General features: G+C 62.0%; 13 protein-coding genes. 4 read left to right on the forward strand and 9 right to left on the reverse strand.

What is annotated here, in order from left to right; translation table 11 throughout:
* The first annotated feature begins 7 nt into the window (after window positions 1-7).
* Window positions 8-1,117 (forward strand): histidinol-phosphate transaminase, encoded by a 1,110-nt coding sequence (gene hisC, locus AC4EEV_RS16380; RefSeq protein ID WP_491329461.1) that lies wholly within the window; start codon window positions 8-10, stop codon window positions 1,115-1,117.
* A gap of 41 nt (window positions 1,118-1,158) precedes the next feature.
* A complete protein-coding gene (locus tag AC4EEV_RS16385; RefSeq protein ID WP_491329462.1) occupies window positions 1,159-2,571 on the forward strand; it encodes an amino acid permease in 1,413 nt (470 codons plus the stop codon).
* Window positions 2,572-3,376: 805 nt separating this feature from the next.
* Here the strand turns inward: AC4EEV_RS16385 and AC4EEV_RS16390 are convergent.
* Entirely contained in the window at window positions 3,377-3,514 is a 138-nt protein-coding gene (locus AC4EEV_RS16390) for a hypothetical protein (protein WP_491329463.1), read from the reverse strand.
* Window positions 3,515-3,688: 174 nt separating this feature from the next.
* On the opposite strand from AC4EEV_RS16390, the gene AC4EEV_RS16395 reads away from it, so the two are divergent.
* Window positions 3,689-3,934, forward strand: a complete 246-nt coding sequence (locus AC4EEV_RS16395; RefSeq protein ID WP_491329464.1) for a hypothetical protein — start codon at window positions 3,689-3,691, stop codon at window positions 3,932-3,934.
* A 13-nt stretch (window positions 3,935-3,947) separates the two neighbouring features.
* Here the strand turns inward: AC4EEV_RS16395 and AC4EEV_RS16400 are convergent, their stop codons facing one another.
* The 5 genes from AC4EEV_RS16400 to AC4EEV_RS16420 form a co-directional block, all read right to left on the reverse strand.
* A complete protein-coding gene (locus AC4EEV_RS16400; RefSeq protein WP_491329465.1) occupies window positions 3,948-7,244 on the reverse strand; it encodes a UvrD-helicase domain-containing protein in 3,297 nt (1,098 codons plus the stop codon).
* Complete coding sequence (locus AC4EEV_RS16405; protein WP_491329466.1) at window positions 7,241-10,051, reverse strand: PD-(D/E)XK nuclease family protein; 2,811 nt, start codon at window positions 10,049-10,051, stop codon at window positions 7,241-7,243. Before AC4EEV_RS16405 ends, AC4EEV_RS16400 begins: the two co-directional genes overlap by 4 nt.
* A 20-nt stretch (window positions 10,052-10,071) precedes the next feature.
* On the reverse strand, window positions 10,072-12,588 hold the full coding sequence (locus tag AC4EEV_RS16410) for a sigma-70 family RNA polymerase sigma factor (protein ID WP_491329467.1): 2,517 nt from the start codon (window positions 12,586-12,588) through the stop codon (window positions 10,072-10,074).
* A 78-nt stretch (window positions 12,589-12,666) separates the two neighbouring features.
* Window positions 12,667-14,352 carry a nuclease-related domain-containing DEAD/DEAH box helicase gene (locus AC4EEV_RS16415; RefSeq protein WP_491329468.1) on the reverse strand — a complete coding sequence of 562 codons (1,686 nt, stop codon included), beginning with the start codon at window positions 14,350-14,352 and terminating at the stop codon, window positions 12,667-12,669.
* Entirely contained in the window at window positions 14,349-14,912 is a 564-nt protein-coding gene (locus tag AC4EEV_RS16420; protein WP_491329469.1) for a hypothetical protein, read from the reverse strand. Before AC4EEV_RS16420 ends, AC4EEV_RS16415 begins: the two co-directional genes overlap by 4 nt.
* 439 nt (window positions 14,913-15,351) lie before the next feature.
* On the opposite strand from AC4EEV_RS16420, the gene AC4EEV_RS16425 reads away from it, so the two are divergent.
* Window positions 15,352-15,960 carry a DUF6308 family protein gene (locus tag AC4EEV_RS16425; RefSeq protein WP_491330906.1) on the forward strand — a complete coding sequence of 203 codons (609 nt, stop codon included), beginning with the start codon at window positions 15,352-15,354 and terminating at the stop codon, window positions 15,958-15,960.
* Window positions 15,961-16,074: 114 nt separating this feature from the next.
* Here AC4EEV_RS16425 and AC4EEV_RS16430 read toward each other — a convergent pair whose 3' ends face one another.
* The 3 genes from AC4EEV_RS16430 to AC4EEV_RS16440 form a co-directional block, all read right to left on the reverse strand.
* On the reverse strand, window positions 16,075-17,859 hold the full coding sequence (locus AC4EEV_RS16430; protein WP_491329470.1) for a hypothetical protein: 1,785 nt from the start codon (window positions 17,857-17,859) through the stop codon (window positions 16,075-16,077).
* 88 nt (window positions 17,860-17,947) lie between these two features.
* A complete protein-coding gene (locus AC4EEV_RS16435) occupies window positions 17,948-19,462 on the reverse strand; it encodes a TY-Chap domain-containing protein (RefSeq protein WP_491329471.1) in 1,515 nt (504 codons plus the stop codon).
* A gap of 66 nt (window positions 19,463-19,528) precedes the next feature.
* Window positions 19,529-21,067 (reverse strand): TY-Chap domain-containing protein, encoded by a 1,539-nt coding sequence (locus tag AC4EEV_RS16440; RefSeq protein ID WP_491329472.1) that lies wholly within the window; start codon window positions 21,065-21,067, stop codon window positions 19,529-19,531.
* Between the last annotated feature and the right edge of the window lies 1 nt (window position 21,068).

Here is a 21,068-nt window from a genome sequence, read left to right on the forward strand (position 1 = left end):
GGACTTCATGACCACTGATCAGCTTGTTGCCGCTCCCGAAACTGCGTTGCCTACCCTGCGGGGCGCAGTGGCCGGCCTGCCGTCCTACATCCCGGGCCGGCGCAGCGCTGGCGCGGACATCGCCGCCCTCGCCAGTAACGAAAGCCACTACGACCCCCTGCCCGCCGCCATGGCTGCGGTGACCGAAGCGGCCGGCAGGATGAACCGCTACCCGGACATGGCCGCCGTCGAACTCCGCGAACGGCTCGCCCGGCACCTGGGCGTCACCGCGGAGGAAGTGGCGGTGGGGCCCGGAAGCGTGGGCGTCCTGCAGCAGATCATTACCGGGCTGTGCGACGCCGGGGACGAGGTGGTGTTCGCGTGGCGCTCCTTCGAGGCGTACCCCATCCTCGTGGAGCTGGCAGGCGCCCGGGCAGTCCGCGTCCCGCTGGACGACGCCGAGGGTCACGACCTGGACGCCATGGCCGCCGCCGTCACCGACCGCACCAAGGTGATCCTGCTTTGCACCCCCAACAACCCCACCGGCGTGCCGATCAGCCACGACCGCCTCGAGGCCTTCCTGCAGTCCGTGCCCTCCAGCGTCCTGGTAGTGATCGACGAGGCCTACGTGGAGTACGCCGACGCCGGCAGCAGCCCCGATTCCCTGGCGCTCTACCGCCGGTACCCGAGCGTGTGCATCCTGCGCACCTTCTCCAAGGCCTACGGGCTCGCTGGCCTGCGCGTCGGGTATGCGATTACGACGGCGGCAATCGCCGAGGGTCTGCGCCGCACCGCCCTGCCGTTCGCCGTGAGCGCGCTGGCGCAGAAGGCGGCCATCGCATCGCTGGACGCGGGGGAGGAGATGGCAGCGCGGGTTTCCCTGGTGAAGGAGGAGCGTGCCCGGATGGCCGCCGAGCTGGAAGCCCAGGGCTGGAAGCTGCAGCCAAGCCAGGGCAACTTCCTGTGGATCCGCGCGGATGCTGCGCTCCTGGGGGCGCTGGTGGACGCCTTCAACGACGCGGGCATCATGGTCCGGGCCTACCAGGGCGACGGCGTGCGCATCACTGTTGCCGATCCCGACTCCAATAACCGGGTGCTCCGGCTCCTGGCAGCCCACGCACCCTTGGCATCTCTCTGATCTTCTTCTCATTCCGTTCCACTACAACCAGAGGAATCCCCATGGAACAACAGACAACGACGTCTGCCCGCCCCCTCGGCGCGGCCCTCAAACCACGCCAGCTCACCATGATGGGGCTTGGCAGCGCGATCGGTGCGGGCCTGTTTATCGGCTCCGGCGCGGGTATCCAGGCCGCCGGCCCGGCGGTGCTGATCTCCTACCTCGTGGCTGGCACCCTCATCATCCTGGTGATGTGGGCCCTCGGCGAGATGGCCGCGGCCAACCCGGACAGCGGCGCCTTCTCCGTCTACACCGCCAAGGCCTACGGGCCGGTGGCCGGCGCCACCGTCGGCTGGCTCTGGTGGATCCAGCTCGTGGTGGTCATCGCGGCCGAAGCGCTGGGCGCGGCCGGCCTACTGGCCACCATCTTCCCCGCCCTACCGGTGTGGCTGATGGCCTTCGTGTTCATCGTGGTGCTCACCGCCGTGAACCTGACAAGTGTGAAGAACTTCGGGGAGTTCGAGTTCTGGTTCGCCCTGCTCAAGGTGGCGGCGATCGTGGGTTTCCTGGTGGTGGGCTTTGCGCTGCTGTTCGGTCTGCTGCCGGGCGCACAGTCGCCGGGCCTGGGCAACTTCATGGGTGAGGGCTTCGCGGTCAACGGCTTCGGCGGCATTGCGACGGCACTGTTCGTGGTGGCGTTCGCGTTTGGCGGCACAGAGATCGTCTCCGTGGCTGCAGCGGAGACGGCTGAGCCGGCCCGCAGCGTGAAGAAGGCAGTCCGGACCGTGCTGTGGCGCATCCTGGTGTTCTACATCGGCGCCATCTTCGTGATCGCTGCGGTGGTTCCGGTTGGGTCCGAGGGGCTGAAGAGCCCGTTCGCCGCAGTGTTGGACGCCGCCGGCATGCCGGGCGCTGCCACCGCCATTACTCTGGTGGCTGTTGCGGCACTGTTGTCTGCCCTCAACGCCAACCTTTACGGTGCTTCCCGGATGGCGTATTCCCTTGCCGAGCGCGGTGAGGCTCCGCGCATGCTTGCTTCGGTGTCCAAGGCCAGGGTTCCCGTGGTGGCCGTGCTGGCCAGCGTTGCCTTCGGCGTTGTCACGGTTGTGTTGGAGCTGATGTTCCCCGAGATGGTCCTTGGCGTTCTGCTCAACATCGTGGGCTCGACCTGCCTGCTGGTATGGACCTCAGCGCTTCTGGCCCAACTCGCGCTGCGCCTCCGCGCCGACCGCGAGGGAACAGCGCTTCCGCTGCGGATGCCCGGATTCCCGTGGCTCACGGTGGTTGGCTTGGTCATCCTCGCGGCGATCTTCACGGTGGGCTTCATCGGCGAGGATTCCCGTCCCCAGCTTCTGAGCACGTTTGGACTCGTGGCGCTGCTGGCGGTGGCGAACTGGATCAACCGCCGGAACCGGAAGGCCCCGGCCGTCGTCGAGTCATCGAACGACGCCAAGCAGCCAGTGCTCATGGACTAGATCAATCGGGCAGATGCCTTAGCAGCCATTAAACGAAGGGCGCGTCCGGCTTGGCCGGGCGCGTCCGACGTTGAGCAGTTAGCCGAGGATCGGGCTCTCGCGACGAACGTCGGCCAGTTGCTGAAGTCGTGTGAGCTGCAGCGCGGCCAGAGCGTGACCGCGGTTATCTCGATCGCTTATGTGGTTGACGATGAAGGTACGCAGGAATGCAAGAAAAGGCTGCGCGTTCGCGGTAGCGCCCGTACAAGATGAACGTTCTGGCAGTGTTGGTGCAAGCAGCACGCGGTCGAATACCGGCCGCGAGTGCAACGAACACCCTTACTGAAGTCACCTATCGACTCCCAGGATCGCGGTAAGGCTTCTCAAACGGCACGTTCGCTCCAACGGCGAGGAGAAGTCTCCGTTGAGCTGTAACCGGCTACAGAGGCTCACCGCAACTCATGCAAGTGTCCTCTCCCTCCTCATAAATAGCGCCACAGCAGTAATTCGTGCCTGAATAGTCGGAGTTATAGCAGTCTTCGCACTGTCCCTCCTGCATATCGCTTTCGTTGACGTCATCGCCGCACGAGTCACATGTCAGGGTCGTCTCGTCCTCACCACTGTTTCCATCGCTGCTGCCGGCCAATCCGCTGAGTAACGTACTGAAAAAACCCATTTTTCTCCTTCTAAGTTTGCAACGATGCTCGCCTGCACTAGGCGGCAAAATACTGACTGGCCTTGCCATACTGCTGCAAAAGTACCCTATTCACTGCATAAGGCTTCGAAACTTCCGACGTAACATATCCGCCTGGCGCCGCCGAGTAGCTTACTTCTTCTTGTCCTTCTTCAAGGCCGCCAGCTTCTCGATGTACTTAGCCTTCTCGATGAGACGCGCCGCCTCTGCTCGAAGTTCCCTCGGTGTCTTGTTCGTCGAGCCCGGTGGGCGCCCCATTACTTTCTCCATTCTGGAAATAAACTATAAATTTATCGTATCTCACCGGGGAGAGGGGAAGTAGCCCCTAGTATGTGGGCGAGGGAGCGGTACGGCCTGAGCAACCGCTCGCTAACAAAGCGCGCTCAGCAGCTAAGAACTTTTTGTAAGTCGGGGAATGTCTGGCTCCGCGGCTAAGTTGCTTTCATGACTGAGGAGAGAAAGACAAAGAAGGCAGCTGCGACGAGGAGATGCCCGGTGTGCGGGTACGAATCCTGGCGCGTCATCTACGGCATGGTTATGCCCGACGTGTTGGAGCAATACCCGAAGGCGGAGTTTGCCGGTTGCGTGATGATGGAGGAACAGCGTCTCTACCCGACGACCGGCCACGTTGAGTGGGGCGTGCCGAAGTGGGCCTGTCAGAGCCCAGGGTGCCGCCACCGTTGGTGGTGACGGCACCCTACGCCTACGCCCTTCCCTCAGCACCCACGTCTTGAGACTGACGGCGGATTTCGGCGTCGCCAGCCCTACAGAAAATCAATACCAACTCACTCACTTTTTGGCCGGTGATGCGCTCCACCATGCCCGCATAGGTCGACAGCTGGCGCCAGTAAGCCCCTAAGGTCTCCTGCGTGACACTGATGTCAGTCTTGAAGTCGGCGATGACCAGGGTTCCGTCATCCTCGCGGTACATCAGGTCGATGATGCCCTCAAGAGTCATTCCGTTGTTGGGTGTGACCACGGGAAGCTCAAGCCAGTGCTTCCGGTCAGCCGCACGCTGTACAGGTGCGCTCCGTAGTGCAGAACGGGCACGTTCAGCCAAACCAGCGGGGTCTGCCAGTCCGGCGGTGCTGGCGATCCTTTCAGAGAGAACGTCGAGATTCTCGTTTTCTCTTAGGTCACTCAGCTCAAGCAGCCGGTGCAGGGCCGTACCGAACTCCTTGCCGTGTTCCCCGCCCGTCGCTGCCGGAGTCGGGAGCGAGCCGTCCTCATCAATGCTCACAAAATGCGGGGTCCCGTCCACCTCAGACGCGGCAAGGCCGTCCGTTCCTTTGGCAGTTGCCGTGACAGAGGTGGACGATACGACGGCCGAGTTCTTCTGCCAGACATCACACCGCTGCTGCCACTCTTCAAGCGCTTTGACTGGTTGGACTTCGTGAGCCGACCTCCCATGAAGAGGCATGTCCTCTGGGATGCTGAGATCTGGCACGGGAACAGCATCGGCTGCGTCCTTGAGCAATTGCCCGAGACTGTTCTTGGCATTCACGTAGTGGGAGACAACGAGGTGGCTTTCCGCGCGTGTGCAGCCAACGTAGAGGAGCCGACGCCGCTCGGCGTCGTCGAATTGCTTCTCGATGGCCTCGGCACTTCCGTATCCTGCGGACCGTATGTCGCCTATGAAGTGCACCTGCACTTGGGAGCTCTGATCCCAGAGGGCAGCAGCCTTCTGGTTGTTGGGTCCGGAACCAGTACCTGCGAGAATCACCATCGGGAATTCCAGGCCCTTGGAGGCATGGATGGTCATGATCCTGACGGCCTGAACATCCGTTTCCGGCACTACGGCTTCTTTGACCCGTGAGTTTTCCTCCTGCTGTACGGCGGCCCACACCAGGTAGTCACGCAGGCTGCCGTGAGTGGCCTCCGTCCACGCCCGAGCTTGATCAATCACAAAGCGCAGCCGGCGCCAGACGTCCCGGTAACGCGGGGCATCGATGGCTCCCTCCAGCATGCGGCGGTCGGTAGCAAGGCGCTCCATAATTTCGGCAGGCGTCAGCACCTCGATCTCACGGCACAGGGCCGCAAGGTAAGCCAGGGAATGTGCCACAGTGGAGTTTCTGAGTGGGTCGGGCGCGGGGGAGAACAGGTTCCAATGGCCCCCGGCCTGCTTCCACTCGAACAGCTCGTCGTCACCACAGCCAAACAATGCCGACCGCAGGCAAAGCACCAGCGCGGCTTCATCCGCTGTATTGGAGATGGCCCGCATCCCCAGCAGCAGGTCGGTAACCTCCTGAGTGGAGTAAACCAAAGACGATGCCTCAGCCCGGTACTCAATGCCTGCATCGTCGAGGGCATCCTCAAGAGCGGCGAGGGACGTCCGGGTTGGGATCAGGACACAAATGTCCTTCAACTCAACCGGCGAACTTGTAAAGCCGTCACCCGATCGCTTGCTCTGCTTCTGCCAAGCTGAAAGGCCTGCGGTACCGGTCGCGACTCTGATTGCTGCAGCAACGTCCGCGGCTTCCTGCCGGCGCATCGCATCGGCAGAGACCTTTCCCGCTTCATCGGGCTGCGCACCGCCGCGACCAATGATCGAGACGGCTGGACCATCTTCGTCGCTCCATTCGGGACGCCGGGGATCAGGCACCAAGGCCTGGTATTCCGGCTGAACCGTGCCGTTGGCCGTGATGAGCTCGCCGAACGTGCCGTTGATCCACTCAAGCAGCTTTCCGGTGGAACGGAAGTTTGTCTGGAGCGACGCGATTCTGGAATCCGCGTCGTGTGAGAAGCGCTGCTGTGCCGCGAGGTAGGTGGCGATGTCTGCCCTGCGGAAGCGGTAAATGGACTGCTTCGGATCCCCGACAGTAAACAGCCGGCCGGGAGGTACGCTGAGATGCTCCCAGCCGTCGGGCCCGCAGACGTCGCTGGCGGCTATCCGCGTGGCCAGTTCAGCCTGAATGGGGTCCGTGTCCTGGAATTCGTCCAGCATGATGCAGCGGTAGCGATCATGCAGGGCAGCGTGGACGCCCTGTTTGTCCTTGCCGATGAGGAGGTCCCGTGCGTGAACGAGAAGGTCGTGATACTCAAGCTCGCCGCTCCGCTGACGTTCGCGAGCCGCTTGAAGAAGGACTTCGGCCATGGCGGCGGTAACGGTCTCAACGGCCGGCTGTACGAAGCTGTTGCGCAGGGCTATCGCCTGTTGGGCCAGATCTTTACAGGAGCTCCGCACCTCGGCGACGTTGACGGACCAGTTGCCCTTTTGCCCCCCACTAAAGCCGGATTGCGGAACAGCGTGGAGCAGCTCGAGGACGAGGCCCAGTTCCCCGGATTCTGCCTCGGAGAGGCGACCGTGCCAGCTCTTAATGTGTTCGAAGGCGGTCAGCAGCTTGTCGGCAGGGTCAGTGCAATGGTCGGCATGTGCGAGGACGTCTGAAGTTTGGCGGAGAAGCGGACCAAGATCTACGGCCGGGATATGGCGCCTGTGGGGAGGATGACTTTCCAGCCGGTCCCAGTTGGCATCCAAGTCTGCCGCAACATTTTGCAGGTGGTCAAGCGAAACGCCGACGGCGAGGAGTATACGGAGTGCGTCGTCCAAGGACGCGTCGGCGAACAGTTTCTGGCGGGCATCTTCCCACCGCCGCGTAAACGCAATCTGGGACCGCAGTTCATCCACCACGGTGATCAGGGGAGGGACTCCGGCCTCGATCGGATGTTCGCTGATGATGCGCGCCGCGAAGGAGTGGATGGTGCCGATGGGAGCCGTATCCAGCTGGTCGAGCGCCCGCTGGCGCAGGTCTGTGGGGCTGGCGTCCGTCAGCCGCCGACGTACCCGTTCCCGCAGCTCACCTGCTGCCTTTTCGGTGAAGGTGATGGCTGCCACGCTCTTGAGTTCGACGCCGGCGTCAACCATCGCGCAGATACGCTCGACGAGTTCATGCGTCTTGCCGCTTCCTGCACCCGCTTCGACGAAGATGTTGGCTTCGAGCTCCTGCTCGATCAGTGTTCGGTCGGTTTGGTCTGTGAGTTCCAGGACTTCAGGGTTCATTTCTCCGCCTTCAGGAGCTGGGCATAAGGCTGCAATTCGGGGGCGTTTTGAAGCTTCAGCCACTGCTGGCCGAGCTCCTGGGCACCCATCATGGTGGTGAAGTTGACGTATCGATCCGACTCAGGCCGGGGCGGGAAGATCCCGTTCCGCAGGGCAGAAATGATCAAGCCCACATCTGTGCGCAGTTGCTCCACGACCTTGTCAGTCACTGTGTAGCCGATTTTGGCGAAGGCACCTGCTTTCGAGATGAACCAGTACTCTGCCGCGACGTCGGACGAAGAGTCCGCGAGTGTCCGGGCAAACAGTCCGTAGACCGGAAGCTGGAAGCGGGTGCCTTCCGCGGTGGGGTGGTCCCTGAGCGGTTTGTACTTGTCGGCCTTGCCTGTCTTGTAGTCGATAACCCGGACACTGCCATCGGAATGCTGATCAATCCGGTCCACCTTTCCCCGGAAGCGAACCGTAGTGCCGTCGTCGAGAGTCAGCTCAACAGGCGGGTGGCTGTCCGTGTCCTCGGGCCCGAAGCTCGCCTCTTCGGCGAGATACTTCCAGCCATCGGCAAACCTCTCCTGGTCGTCCGCCAGTACCCGCTTTAGGTCTTGGCGGAGCATGGCCTGGTTGCGGTCCCACACGTGGTTGAGCCATGCCGGGTTTGTGACGTCCTCAAAAGCGGAGTCTGCCAGCTCCATGAGGCGGTCCAACGACGGCGGAAGACCGTCTTTCGTGATGCTGCGGACGTAGTCTTCCAGCACTCGGTGAACCAGGTTGCCCCGTTGCTGCGGCGAGATCTGCACTTCGAGTGCCACGTCCTCCAAGATGTTGACTTTCAGGACGTGTTTCATGAAGTAGCTGAACGGGCTGGTGACCCATTCCTCAAGCCGGGTGGGGGACAGCGGCTTTTCGGGATCCACAATGATCCCTGCATATGCACCGAGGTTGCCGTTGAACCTCGAGAAGATGCCAGCCCGCCTGTCCCGGGTGGCAGCTAGCGCATGCTGCAGCGCCTCGTCCTCTTGCAATACCGAGGTGCCCTCCCCAGCGGTGAGGATGCGACGGAGCCGCCATTCCTGAGCTGTTGGGGGCAACGCATCGGAGGCGGGTGCGCCGTTCTCAATGCCGTGGGAGAAGGACCGCAACTGGTCCTGGGGTTCAGGCTTGCGGTTGATCCAGCGTGACACTTCGTAACTCCCGGAGCCGCGCAGGTCCCCGCGGGGGCTGGTGATGAACCGTTCGGATCCTGTAGCGAGGGCAGTGAAGAACTGCTTTTTGTTGGCCTCGGCACGCTCTTCAACCGTGGGGAGGCCGACGGCCAGCATGGCACGGGCGCTGTCGGGCAGCAGTGGGTTCTCCTTTGTCCGTGCTGGCGCAAGCCCTTCCGCAACCCCCATGAGGAAGACGACATCAAGGTCCCTGGCGACCGCATCAGCGAAGCTACCCACGACGACACCCGTGCCGCTCTTACCGGTCCAGCGGCCTTTTGCAGCTACGCCGTCTTCCAGGGCGCTTTGTAGGAGTGCCGGACTGGGCAAAGGACCAACAAGGTCCAGATGCCGGAGATCCGAGGCGGCTTCGATCAAGGCGTTGCGGGCAGCGCTTTTCTCCGGGCGTTCGCCGGCGCCCTTGGCCCCCATGAAGTCCTCAAGAAGCGAGATCAGGGACGCGGAGGCGTCATTCCATGAGGCAGCAGCCTGGACCAGGCTTATCCGTGCCGCCAGTGCCTCCTTAAAGGACTGGAATATCCGGAACTTTTCGAAGTAGTCCGCGTGGGCGGAGGTGTCTGCTCCTACGTAATCCTCTTCGGCTGGTGGATTTGCGTAGAACCTTTCACATGCTGCGCTGCTGGGCAGTTTCTGCTCGTGCCAGCAGAGGGCACCTTCCGCGTGGATGTTCAGGATGGTCCGTGCGTCGAGATCCAGCGGGTCCAGTTTGAGCAACTGAAGGAGGCCGCGGGCCAGGGGCGAGTCCATGAGCCGGTGGGCTGATGGTCCGACGAAAGTGACTCCGGCCTGGCTGAGGCGCTGGGTGAGGAGCGCGGCGTAGGGCTGGGAGGCCGAGTGGAATATTCCGATACGGTGGCCTGGGGTCCCTGCGGCAAGCCGCTCGACGACGAGGCGCACCACGGCGCGAGCTTCATCGTCGGCGTCGGACGCTGTCAGAAGTGTTACGCCATTCTCTGTCGAGCCGGCCGCTGTGAGATGCTGCATTCCGGCCCCGTCGAGGCTCGCTCTGAAGATTGCCTCGCCGGGACGGGTTTCTGTACCGAGCATGAATCCGATAATGGTGCCGAGCCGCTGCATCACGGTCTTGGTCACGAGCTTGTTGCTGGCAAGGGTAAAAGCCTCATGGTCCGTGAACCACCGCCGGCCCAGAGCCTCCTTTGCGGCCCCGTGAAGCCGGAGCACTTCCTGCATGAGCTCGGGCAGTTCCGGGTCGGTGGGATCCGGAACCGCGTCGAGGAGCTCGGCTGTCCGGGCTATCGCACGGGCGGTCGAGGGCTGGTCGGCGACATCCTTGAAAAGCCCTGGTTCGTCCAGCAGGGCCCGGCTCACGGCTCCAAGCCGGAGGACGGGAAGAAGGGGACGTCGCCCGTTCACAGCGTCGTCGTCGGCAATAAGTTCGGTTGCGAGGTCCCTGAGTGTGAACGCCCTGACCCCCACACTCCCGGCGCCCCCGTTGAGGGTCCTGCCCAGGTAACGGGTCACGTCCAGCCCTGCGGCATGGGAAGGGACCAGGATGGTGACGGGAGTCAGCGGATCGGCGGCCTGGGCATGGCTGATCAGTGCTTCCAGCTCGGCCAAAGCGAGACTCACCAAAGGGAAAATCGTGCAGGTCATGCAACACCACCATAGTTGTACTCGCGTAGGGACTGGGATCGTTCTGGTTCTCTGAGCAGAGCCATCGTCTTCGACTCGATCTGGCGGATGCGCTCGCGCGTGACGCCGTAGGCCTTGCCGATGGCATCCAGGGTCTTTTCCTCGCCGTCGTCCAGGCCGAAACGCATCGCAATGACTCCGGCCTCCCGTTCAGTCAGCGTGTCCAGGACCGCATGCACCTGTGCCGTCAGCTGTTCCTTGGCGATCTGGTCAACGACATCCACGTGCCAGGGATCGAGGAGCTGGTCCGCTAGCGGCTCGAGGCCCCCCTTGCCGTCCGGTACAAGGTAGTCCAGCGAACGCACGGGCTGGTCCAGTGACAGAAGGTGCTCCACTTTTGCAGTCGACTGGTCCGTGAGCTTGCCGAGTTCCTCAAGGCTGTATTCGAGGCCCTTCCGGAACGCATCGCGTTGGATGGTCTTCACCTTATTGATCTGCTCCACCATGTGGACCGGGAGCCGGATGACCCGCGCTTGGTCGGCCAGGGCGCGGGACACAGCCTGCCGGATCCACCAAGTGGCGTACGTGGAGAACTTGTTACCCAAGGTGTAGTCGAACTTGCAGACGGCTCGATGGAGACCGATGTTCCCCTCCTGAATCAGGTCCAAGAGGTCCATACCCTGATACACGTACTTCTTGGCGATGGAGACCACCAGCCGGAGGTTCGCCTCGAGCAATGCGTCCGCGGCCCGCTCGCCCAACTGTGCGACCATCCGGAGCTCCCGGGTCTCGCGGCGGCCACGTGCGGTGCCATCCGCCAGCAGGTGCGCAGCGTAAAGGCCGGCTTCGATGCCTTTGGCGAGCTCCACTTCCTGCTCGGCTGTCAGCAGGTCCGCGCGGCCTGCCCGCTGGAGGTAGTCCGACACACCGTCGTCGCTGAAGCCCTCCAGCCCTTGGAGTTCCTCACGCCAGCCGGAGTCCTCGAGGTCAAACGACGTCGGCGCGCTCTCGTCGTCGTCGTCCTCGTCCACGGGAGGCTCCACCACCGGCTCCTGGTCATTGCCGGCCTCCGGTCCAGCGCCGTCGCCGGGCGTACCCGCCGCGGGCTCATCGGGCTCGGGCCCTGAAGCCTCTTCAGGTTCGGCCTGGCGGAGGAACTCCTCCAACCCGTCCTGGTCCGTCCTGATGTCGAAGAACCCCACGTTGCGGGCGAAGGGGAGGACTTTGCCCAAAAACTCCTCGCCCTGGACGTCCGGGTCCTCCACCGTGCCCTTGGAGTAGAGGACAACCAGGCGTCCGGGCCGTCCGTCGGCTTTCTTGCGGATAACGCGGCCGAGCCGCTGCACCATCTGCCGCTGGCTGCGGTTGGCTGCAACGATGATCCCGAGGTCGGCCTCGGGTACGTCGATGCCTTCATCAAGGAGCCGCGGTGCCGTCAGAACCTGTGATGCGCCGGTGCGGAAATCCTCCAGGCCCTGCCGGCGGTCATCCTTGGCCATGCCGCTGAACACGGCCGACGCCGTCGATCCGAGGGACGTATACAGCTCCTGTGCCCGCCGGGCTGAGTCCTGGGTCTGCGTGAAGACCAAGGTCCCGCGGGACCCATCAACCGTTCCCTTCAGAGCTGCCAGCGCCAAGTACTTTGTCTTCGCCTCCGCCAGCAGGGTGAGCCGCGAGGACATCGCCCGCATGTACCTGCGCGCGATGGTTGCTTCCCGGCTGGGCGAATCCGAGGCGGCCAGCGCGGCCACGGCAGTGATGAACTGGGGGAAGGGCCGCCGCGGGATGCCCGCGTACGTCTCCAGGTTCCGCGCCGCCTCCACCATCACTGTGGAGAACTCGTCATAGTCATTCTGTTCCGACGGCGTCAGATCAACACCGGCCAAAGCGATGTCGAACGGGGCGATGACCTGGTCCTTCAACGCCCGGTCATACCAGAGGTTGTAGATGATGCCGCCGAAGTAGGGCGTCAGGAGGCTCTCGTGCTCACCGTCCGCCCTTTCGAACGTGGCCGTCAGCCCAAGCCGCCAGGCGTACCCCTCCTGCAGGGCGCCGGTAAACATGGGCGCCGCATAACGGTGGCACTCATCGGCGATGATCAGGCCGGCCTTGTGCGAGCGGAGGGTCTCCCGGTTGGACGCCGAATGAACGATGGCCACGAGGATGTCCACGTCATCGAGGGAATCTGACCGGCCGTCGCCAAGGGCACCCCGCCGCGCGGAGGGCAGGTCGCGCCGGAGGGACACCAGCCATTGGCGCTGAAGCTCCGCAGTTGGCACCAGAATTAAGACTTTGATTCCCTGCCGGACGGCCTCGAACGCGGCGGCAATCCCGACACGGGTCTTACCGGAACCTGTAACGGCCTCCACCACGCCACGCCGTGCATTTGAGTGCCAAGCCTTCAGCGCTTCCTGCTGCCAGGGATAGAGGAAGGCGTAGTCGTACGAGGCAGGCACCGCCGTGGGCGGAGCCGGGACAGGCACCCGCGGAAGCGTCGCAATCGGGTGGGGCCCGGCGTCGGCTAGTTCTGGCATTTCATCCCCCATTGGACGGTTCTGATCTGGTGCCTGAAGAGTATTGCGAGGCACCGACAATTTAGGTGAGCAGCGCCACTAACCGTCTTCCAGCGCCGGCTTCCATGCTTGGCTTCGCGACAACGCAAGCCCCAGTTCGCGGCCGCCGGCCTCCTCCAGCAGCCCGGAATCACCCACAACGACCAGTAGGCTCCGCGCCCGGGACAACCCGACGTAGAGCTGTTCCCGGGCCCTGCCCATGTCCTTGAACCCGTTGACGCAAAGGACAACCACGGACCGCTCCAGGCCCTTGAACCCCAGCACATGCCCGTAGAACTCACCGTCGTTGGCGTGGAAGTCCCGCCAGTATTCCTCCGTGGCACCCCGGTTGAAGTAGTCCAAATGGATGGGGTGGCGGTCCTTCGTAGTGAGGAGCGCGATCTGGTTGTTCGCCCAGCCCTCGTCAATTAGGGCATCCACACAGTCATCGGCGACCTGGAGCGCCTCCTCGGTTGGGCAGTCCACGAAACGAACGGGCAGGCCGGTGCTGCCCCGGGGTGTGAAATACGCGCCGGCGAAGGGCTTGAAGGTCTCGGCGATTTTACGGGTATTGCGTAGGTTGTCGTCGATGTGGATGGGCACCAGCGTGGCCATCGGACCAATGGTGAGGTCCGCCGTCGCGCCTCCCCACCGCTGGTAGACGTCCTGCCGGTCATCCATAAAGGCGTAAACCTCACCGGCCTCGGGAGCGGTGGTGCAGGCGAGCAGCGCGTCCCACCACAGGGGTGCGAAGTCCTGCGCTTCATCGACGACGACGGCGTCCAGCCGCTCGCGCGGCGCCATCCCGGCTGCCAGTTCCTTCAGGAGGCGGGGCATCTCGACGTCGAAATAGTCCTGTCCCTGCCCATCGGGGACGCCGAGTCCGCGCACGTATTCGTGGAACTCGCCAGTGAACACCGGCTTGGCCTGTCGCCAGCTTGCGACGCGGTCCTGAAGGTACTGCCCCAAACCTTTGTTGTAGCAGAAGAGGCCCACTCGCTTGCCCTCTTTGCTGAGCATGCGGGCCTTTTCGACGGCGAGCCAGGTCTTTCCGCTGCCGGCGCCGCCGGTGAAGCGGATCCGGGGGAGCGCGCGGGTGGCCTGAAGCAGCACGGACTGGCGCTCAGTGAGATGGTCCTGCGCTGCCTCATCCTCCTGGGATGTGGTGGAAGGTACGACGGCGGTGTCCATGTTTCCGCCAAGCTTGCGGACGATGCGTTCCAGGAAGGCCGGGGCCAGCGGGGAGGCGCCGCCGCCCTCGATTTCAATGGCCTGGCGGACGAGTTCAGCCGGGGACTTGCTGTCGGTCTGGTCAAGGAGAAGTGACCGAGGGCAGCCAGCCATGGTCCAGTTCCGTGGCACGTCGGTATAGGGCAGGCTGACCATGTAGGCGCAGCGGCTGCTGATACGCGAACCTAGCTGGATCTCAAGCCAGTCCTTGAGGGCGTGCAGCGAGCTCTGGGACTGCGCGACGGGACTCTTGATCTTGCGCTTCTGGTTCCGGTCCGACTGGTACCACTGGCCGCTGTCAATGGAGACCTGGCCGCCCTTGACCTCGATCGCGGCCATGCCCACATTGGGCCAGAGGACCAGCAGGTCAATTTCGTATTCGTTCCGGCCGTCGCGGACATGGACCGAGTGGGCCAGGACGCAGTCATCGGCGAGGCTGTTCCGCAGGGCGGTCCAGACGGCCTTCTCCGCGTGGTGTCCCTCGCCGAACTCCGGTTCCTCCGGAATGCACCTCACCGCGCCCTAACCTTGGTGTCCTGGAAGGCGGCCAACCCAATCTGGGCGCGGATGTCAGCAAGGTCCTGCGTATTCCGGTCGATCTGCTTCATCTGTTTCTTTTCGATGATCGAGGAAAGAATGCGATTCGCGATCGCAAAGCCCACCAGCGCGAAGGAGGCCCATCCCGCGGCGATGATAAATTCCGGCATGGTGAGGAACGCGTTCTTCAGTGCAATGACATTGTTTAAGTTGCCCGTCAGGCCGTCCAAGATGTCATTCAAGGTGTCGGTGACCGGCTGGAAGAACGGTCCTGCAGACAGTTCAGGGCTCTGAAGCGTTGCATCTCTCCCGACGGACCAGCGCGGATCCATGAGGTGCGCAAGGATATAGAAGACCACCGCGAGATTGGCCGCGGCAAAGGCCGCCGTGCCTGCGGTGGCGGCGGTGACAAGCCTGGCGGCAATTGTCAGGGGAGTGGACACACGGCTTCCGAGTAGAAACAGGAAGCCGACAAGCACGGCAGCGGACAATACGAGATTCCTGAACGTGTCTACGCTGGCTCCGCTGAGCATTTCCATAACGGGGTATCAATCTTTCCACTGCTGCGCATTTGAACGCGCACGGTTCTTAAGCTCCGGCCACCTCAGCGTGCGTCGCCTCGCAGAGTTCAGAACTTGTTTCAGGTCATATTTGTATCAGCAGGGTCTTACATTATTCGGCAGCCTGGTGCTCGTCTCCAGGAGTGTCGCATTATTTGAACTGGCTAACCCATTTTGCCCTAATCCAACCTTGTTCCGTTTATAGGCTCCCCGCATCGGGCGGAGTACAGCAAACCCAGCGCTTTGAATGACTCAGAGGACTGGAGCGCACTAGGCTGGCGGTAGCTCCACTCCGGCCTATGTTCGAAATAGAAAAGGCTCTCTCTGAAGGGGACGAGAAATCACGGGAACAACTTGCGACGGATCGAGAGTCACTTCTGCACTGGCGGCCATCTCTGACGAAGCGGCTATAGGGTACCTGGAACGTTACTACGGGCTAAGGAAATGGCGGGGCCAAGAATACACCGGCTCCTACTTCGACGCTGTGCAGGACAAACAGACAGACCGGCTGACAGCTGAAGACATTGTCGCTGTAGCCTGCCTGTCGATCCATGTGCCATCGAAGGCTGCCGTCAAGATGTTGACCCAGGAGTCGGAAGAGGTATCAGCCCTTCTCGCGGCTATACCGACTGATTTAGCCCTTGAAGACATTCCTTTCGAGGACCATGACAGGTACTTTGGCAAGGGTTCCTCCCCTTTGTTGCTCTGGAAGCTTCTTCGGGCGCACTATGGCGTTGGTCCCACTACTGTTAGCAAGTTGGCCGCCCGCAAACGACCTGCTCTTATCCCGATCTTTGATTCCGTCATCGCTAGGGTGACAGGGTTTGCCAATTCGGACGGGACATGGTGTGCATGGCATCACGCATTGACCTCTGACAAGGAATTTCGAGATCGACTGCACATCCTGCGTAAAGCAGCCGACATTGAACATATCTCGTTGTTGCGCGTCCTCGATGTCGTGCTTTGGATGCATGGTAGTAGTGGCATTGAAGGGCTGGAGCGCGTTGACGATTCAGATGCGGACTAACGGCCCGCTGCAATTCGGGTGCCCGGCAGCTTTTCCATGGAGCGCCTACGAGCACTCGGCTCCTAGGAAACGGGGGATCCGGATAGGGCGGTTAGACCGACAAGAAGTGTCCACCTAGGCCAAGGTTTCGTCGTGCACGGCCACCCTGGACAGTTCGATCACGCCGTCGGCGCATTTCCAATAATGGAGGCGCCTTGCCGCCGCGACGTTTTGTTCGATATAAAGCCGCCAACAAACGTCCTGGCCGTTGTTGCGAGTGACTGCTTCGGATCCTCCAGACGCATGAGTTCGGAGCTGGTGGGCCTCGCGCGCGTTGAGCATTGCCGGATCCTTGACCAGTAGATCGACGATGGCTTTGAGAGCCTTCTTCCGCTTCTCTCTGGGCTGCTCGTTCAAACTCTCCAGGAAGTTCTCTCCGATGCGGTATCGACTCAGTGGTAGCCGGTCCTTGTCTCCGGCCGGGATCTGAACCGCCCATGTCTGGAGGAGCAGGAAATCGAAGTCTTCTTTCGGGTCAAGGAACACACGATCCGGGATTGCTTCCTCCTTGCGAACTCCGCGCAGCTTCTTTCGTAGGTCGCTGAGCTGTTTGTTGGCGGCGGCAAGGTCACGGCGAAGGCGCTCGGTTTCCTGCTGCAGTCGGGCAAGCTCGGCCGCCTGCTGACGGCCGAGCATTACGTCAGCATTCAGCTCAGCCGCGTGCACCTGATGTTGGTGGTTAGCCGACTTCAGTCCATTTAGCTCTGTTTCAAGCCGTTCACGTTTGGCGCGCTCCACCGCAAGCGCCAGTTCCGCGGTTTTCAGTGCCGTTGCTCCCGACACAGGACTTGCGCTTCGCGGCTCAGGCGCCTGCGTGGTGAGCCTCGTGTTTGCGGGTTCAGTTGTGGCCTGCAGAAGGTCTCGGCCGGGAACAAGCCAGGGCCCTCCGCCCGGAACCAGCTCTGGAGCGGTCAGGACAGGTTCTGCCTCATTGACGTCCAGCATCGACAGGGCTAGCTGGCCGCTGCTCCGATGGAGCCGGACGGCGACAACTTCACCCACGGTCAGGAGGTCAGCCACTGAATCCAGCTCATTTGAGGAAATGCTGCTGAGAGGCAGGGTGTGCGAGTGTCCGGGAACCAAGGCGAGGTCTGCTGAATGTGGCCCAACCGACCGGACAAGGGCAGGCACCACAGCACCGTCCGCGTAGCCCGCACCTGGGGCTGGCAGTTCGATAGGTGCATTGGTAAAGAGTCGTTTCGTAGCATCGAAGGCACCCGAAATCGTCATCCCTCCGCGCAGTATCCAATGCAGCGGGACTTCAAGGCGGGTGGATTCCATGGGCAGGAACACCTGCGAGCCGTTGCTGAGCTCCAGAACTGCCCTTGTTCCATCTGGAGCAATGCTTTTCACCAACCCCGTCTCCCGGGAGTTTCTCGTATTGGAGGGACTGGCCGTCTTCCAACCCGCGGAGAAAGCAAGGTCCTCTGCATCCCTGATTATTTGCGCGGTGACAGGCCCAACATCAGACCTGCTCCGGACAAGCCGCAGTGGACTGCTATAAGGGTTTTCAACCCATTTGAGGCCGGGCGCGTAAACTCTGGCGGCACTACCGAAGATGTGGGTGTCAGGTGGCAGGAGCTTTTCCAGTTCGTATGTGAAAGGGCCGTTCGTTACGACTACGACGTCGGCGACGCCCTTAAGCTCGTCGGCGATGCTGACCCCGTCGAGACAAGGGTCTTCCTCCTCGGAGAACCGGGAAATAACGACGACCGGCCGCACGCGGGATGGTTCCAGCAATAGAACGGCCAAGTCCTGAGGATCTAGATCGAAAAGCGCTGCCGAGTGTGCCAACCCGGCTGTATCCAAGACCTCAGTTGCAGCGCCAGCGGGCTGGCGGTGGCGGCGACGTTTGGGCACGAGCGCGCTCCTTTCTTCCCGGTGTCTGGCCGGCTGGTTTCAGAGTAGATCCAGCCTGAGACAATTCACTGGAGCGAGCGTCACTCCATCAACTTGCTTTCCGCAAAGCTCGGTCCACGCCAGTGGATGCAAAGTCGAGAATGACGCCACCATCAGGTCCGGGGCCGCCGGGGAATTCTCCGCTGTGCCAGCGGACCTTCTGCGGATCGTGGCAGTTCCGGCCGTACGCCAGGCCTTCCAGTATCTGGTGGCCGGCCTCGATCGGCGGGACGCCCTGTTTGTGCCAGTTGGGGACTACCTCGTCTGGTGCGGACCAGCCATTCCTAACGAGATAGTCGATGCTAATCGGCCACAGCTCTGCGGAAAGGAACTCTTCCGATACGATCTCGCACCAAACACCGTCTGCACTCGTGGTTGCCTGCGCGTACGGCCGATTCGGTCCGTCAGTTTCGTCCCCGTAATCGATGCTCAGGAATGAGTTCCATGGCATCTGAGCCAGCACTTCGCTGACCCGCTCGCCCGCGCGGGCCCAATCGTATTCCACATCATTCTGGCTCCGGCACATGGCAACGAGCCCAGCGAACTCGTCCACGCCGACCTCCGGGGGCATAGCCGCCCCGATCATGGACTCCCAGGCTCCGAAGTATCGACGAATTGCGACCACCGATGGGCGGTCGCGTCCGGCGGCCTTTTCGGCAGTGACCCAACTGTCGTAGCTCGCAACGTCTTTCGGCGAGCCGAAATAGTGAAATACCCTCAAAAATTCTTGGGCTGCGTCTTCGTAGTCATTGGGGCTAAAGCGCTCCTCCGTTGAAGGCGGTGTAAGACAGGCAGCCATAAGCGTAGTGGACCACGACCCCCGGCCTACCCGATCGCGAATAACAGGAGCCGGAACCAGCCAGCCGTGTCCGCCATGATCTGATTCCTCCGCCAACATCAGGGCTGTATCCCTGTAGTCCGAATAGGAAATCCCCGCCGTGTTCCCTGTTCTAACTTCTTCGGCTGTTTTCTCAACCGTGGCAATCACTTTGGCTATCTCAGACGCAGGGAGTCGCCCCGTTTGAAGCTCACGGAATTCTGCAATTCCCGGCAGCGGCATCTTCCCGAGCGCAAAACGGTAATCAGGTTCCACGCCCCGATGCCGTCCGATGACGTAGAACAAGCTGAGCATTTCGATTGAGCGCACCACCGGACGATTATTGCCGTCGGCTTGGAACCCCCGTAGGTAGATGTCTTCCAAGATTTCGAGACTCCGGAGCAACTCGACAGCGATCTCAACATCAAGCGGCACTCCGAAAGCCACCAGAACCTTGGGCACATCGATGGCTTCTATTCCAGCGCTCATAAGCCGCTCGGTTCGTTCCATTTCCCCACCAAGGAGCTCAGCAGTCGCGCCACAACGTTTTCGGAGCGCCTCTGACCGCTGCTTTTCGCCGCTATCCGCTATGCGCGTGCTCACCATTCGCAAGACTTGGTAACTTTGCTCTTGCAGCGCGGCGGCGATGCACCGCAGTGGGTCACCGGCGAGGTAGGACGCCACGGCTTGGTCGGTTGGGCTGCGGACGTCAGAGGTAATTGGTCGATTGGAATCGGGTTCCGTCATCATGTGCTCCCCAAAAGTCGTAGTAAAGATCAAGTTCGGCAATGAACATGCAGAATCTTGGCGGCCTTACCCGGCGTTCCGCAGTGACTGGACATCGCCGGCCAGAGCATCTTCGATGGTGACACCGTTATTGCGTCCCTGCCCGCTGATTGGTTGTCGGGTGCTCCACCTGAGCAGCCAGGGGTCGGGGCATTGCCCGCCGTACCTTAGGCCGTCGAGAATGAGGTGTCCCGCGTCCTCGAAGAGCATCCCTTCCCTGCGCCAGCTTGATGAGGCGTCGTTTGGCGAGGTCCAGCCTTCGCAAGCCAAATGATCCTCGTCGGTATCCGAGAGCTCACCGGACAGGAGTTCATCGGGGAAAATCTCGCACCACACACCGGCTTCGCCACGGCCGGCCCAGGCATATAGCTGGAAAGCGCCGTCGGCAGCTGCAGCGTACTCGATCACAAGAGATCGTCGTCGGGGGATGCGCGCAAGCAGTTCACAGATGTACTCGCCGGCTCGGACCCAGGCTGCTTCATGCGCAGGATCAGGAACCTCGAAGAGCGCCCCGTCGTCGTGAAGGGGCATCGCACTGGCGTGGGCATCTGTCTGGACGTTGCTACGGCTGGCCAAAGCTTTGCGGAGAGCCGCAGCCCAGCCCCCATAATGGTCCACTAGCTCCAGGGCGGAGGGCCGGTCCCTGCGCAGTGCTAGCTCGGCAATAACCCACCGATCATAATTTTCGAGGCTCGGCGCAAGACCGCGACCAGAACGTTCTTCGGTAAAATCATCGACTGCAAGTGGAAAGTCGTGCTCTTGGAACCGGTCCACCGCCCGTCCCATCTCCAGCCTGACCGTCGCCAATGCCTGGTCCCAGAATCCGCCACCCAGTCGGCGGACCAGGTCTGAAGCAGGGGCTGGCCAAGAGGCGGATTCCTCGAAGATATGGCCTCTTAACAGCCTTGCAATAGGTCCGGCTGTTGCGGCGTACTCTGTCACCGGCGAACTTGTAATAACCCGTGCCCGAATGGCCAGCTTTGTGGTCTCTACGACTGCCAAGATTTCAGCCAACCGCCGTGGAGGACAGCCAGCTTTGCTCAGCTGCTGGATTTCGGCGAGGTCACCGGGGGCAATTTGTCCCAACGCGAGCTGGTAGTCCGGTTCGATGCCGTGATGCTTTCCAAGGACATAAAGCAGGCTGAGTGTGTCACTCCGCCGGGGTGTCTCCGGCGGCGGCATGTCTCTGCAAATGCGGGGGTCCTGAAGCCTTAGATACTGAAGCACTGCAGTCGTGATGGCCGAATCACTCGCGGTCCCTGTGGCCAGCGCCCCAAGCACCGTTGGAATTTCTACCGTGGAAAACCCGGACTCCAAAAGACGCCACACGAGGTGAGACTGTGCATCCAGTGCAGACATCGCACCAGCGGCCCTGGCACGGGTCGTTTGCATCCGAGCCAATTCGTCTTCGTCGCGGACAGCTTGGGTCAGTAGCGAGCAAAGGCTCTCAACCGTTGCGCCAACTGCGGCGGCAATCACCCAAAGCGGATCGCCCTCGCGATATGACTTGACCAGCTCCGTCCGTCCCGTCCAATGCTCGGGTGCGGCGACCGCGCGTTCCTTCAAA

The organism is Pseudarthrobacter sp. MOO14, from assembly GCF_058267675.1.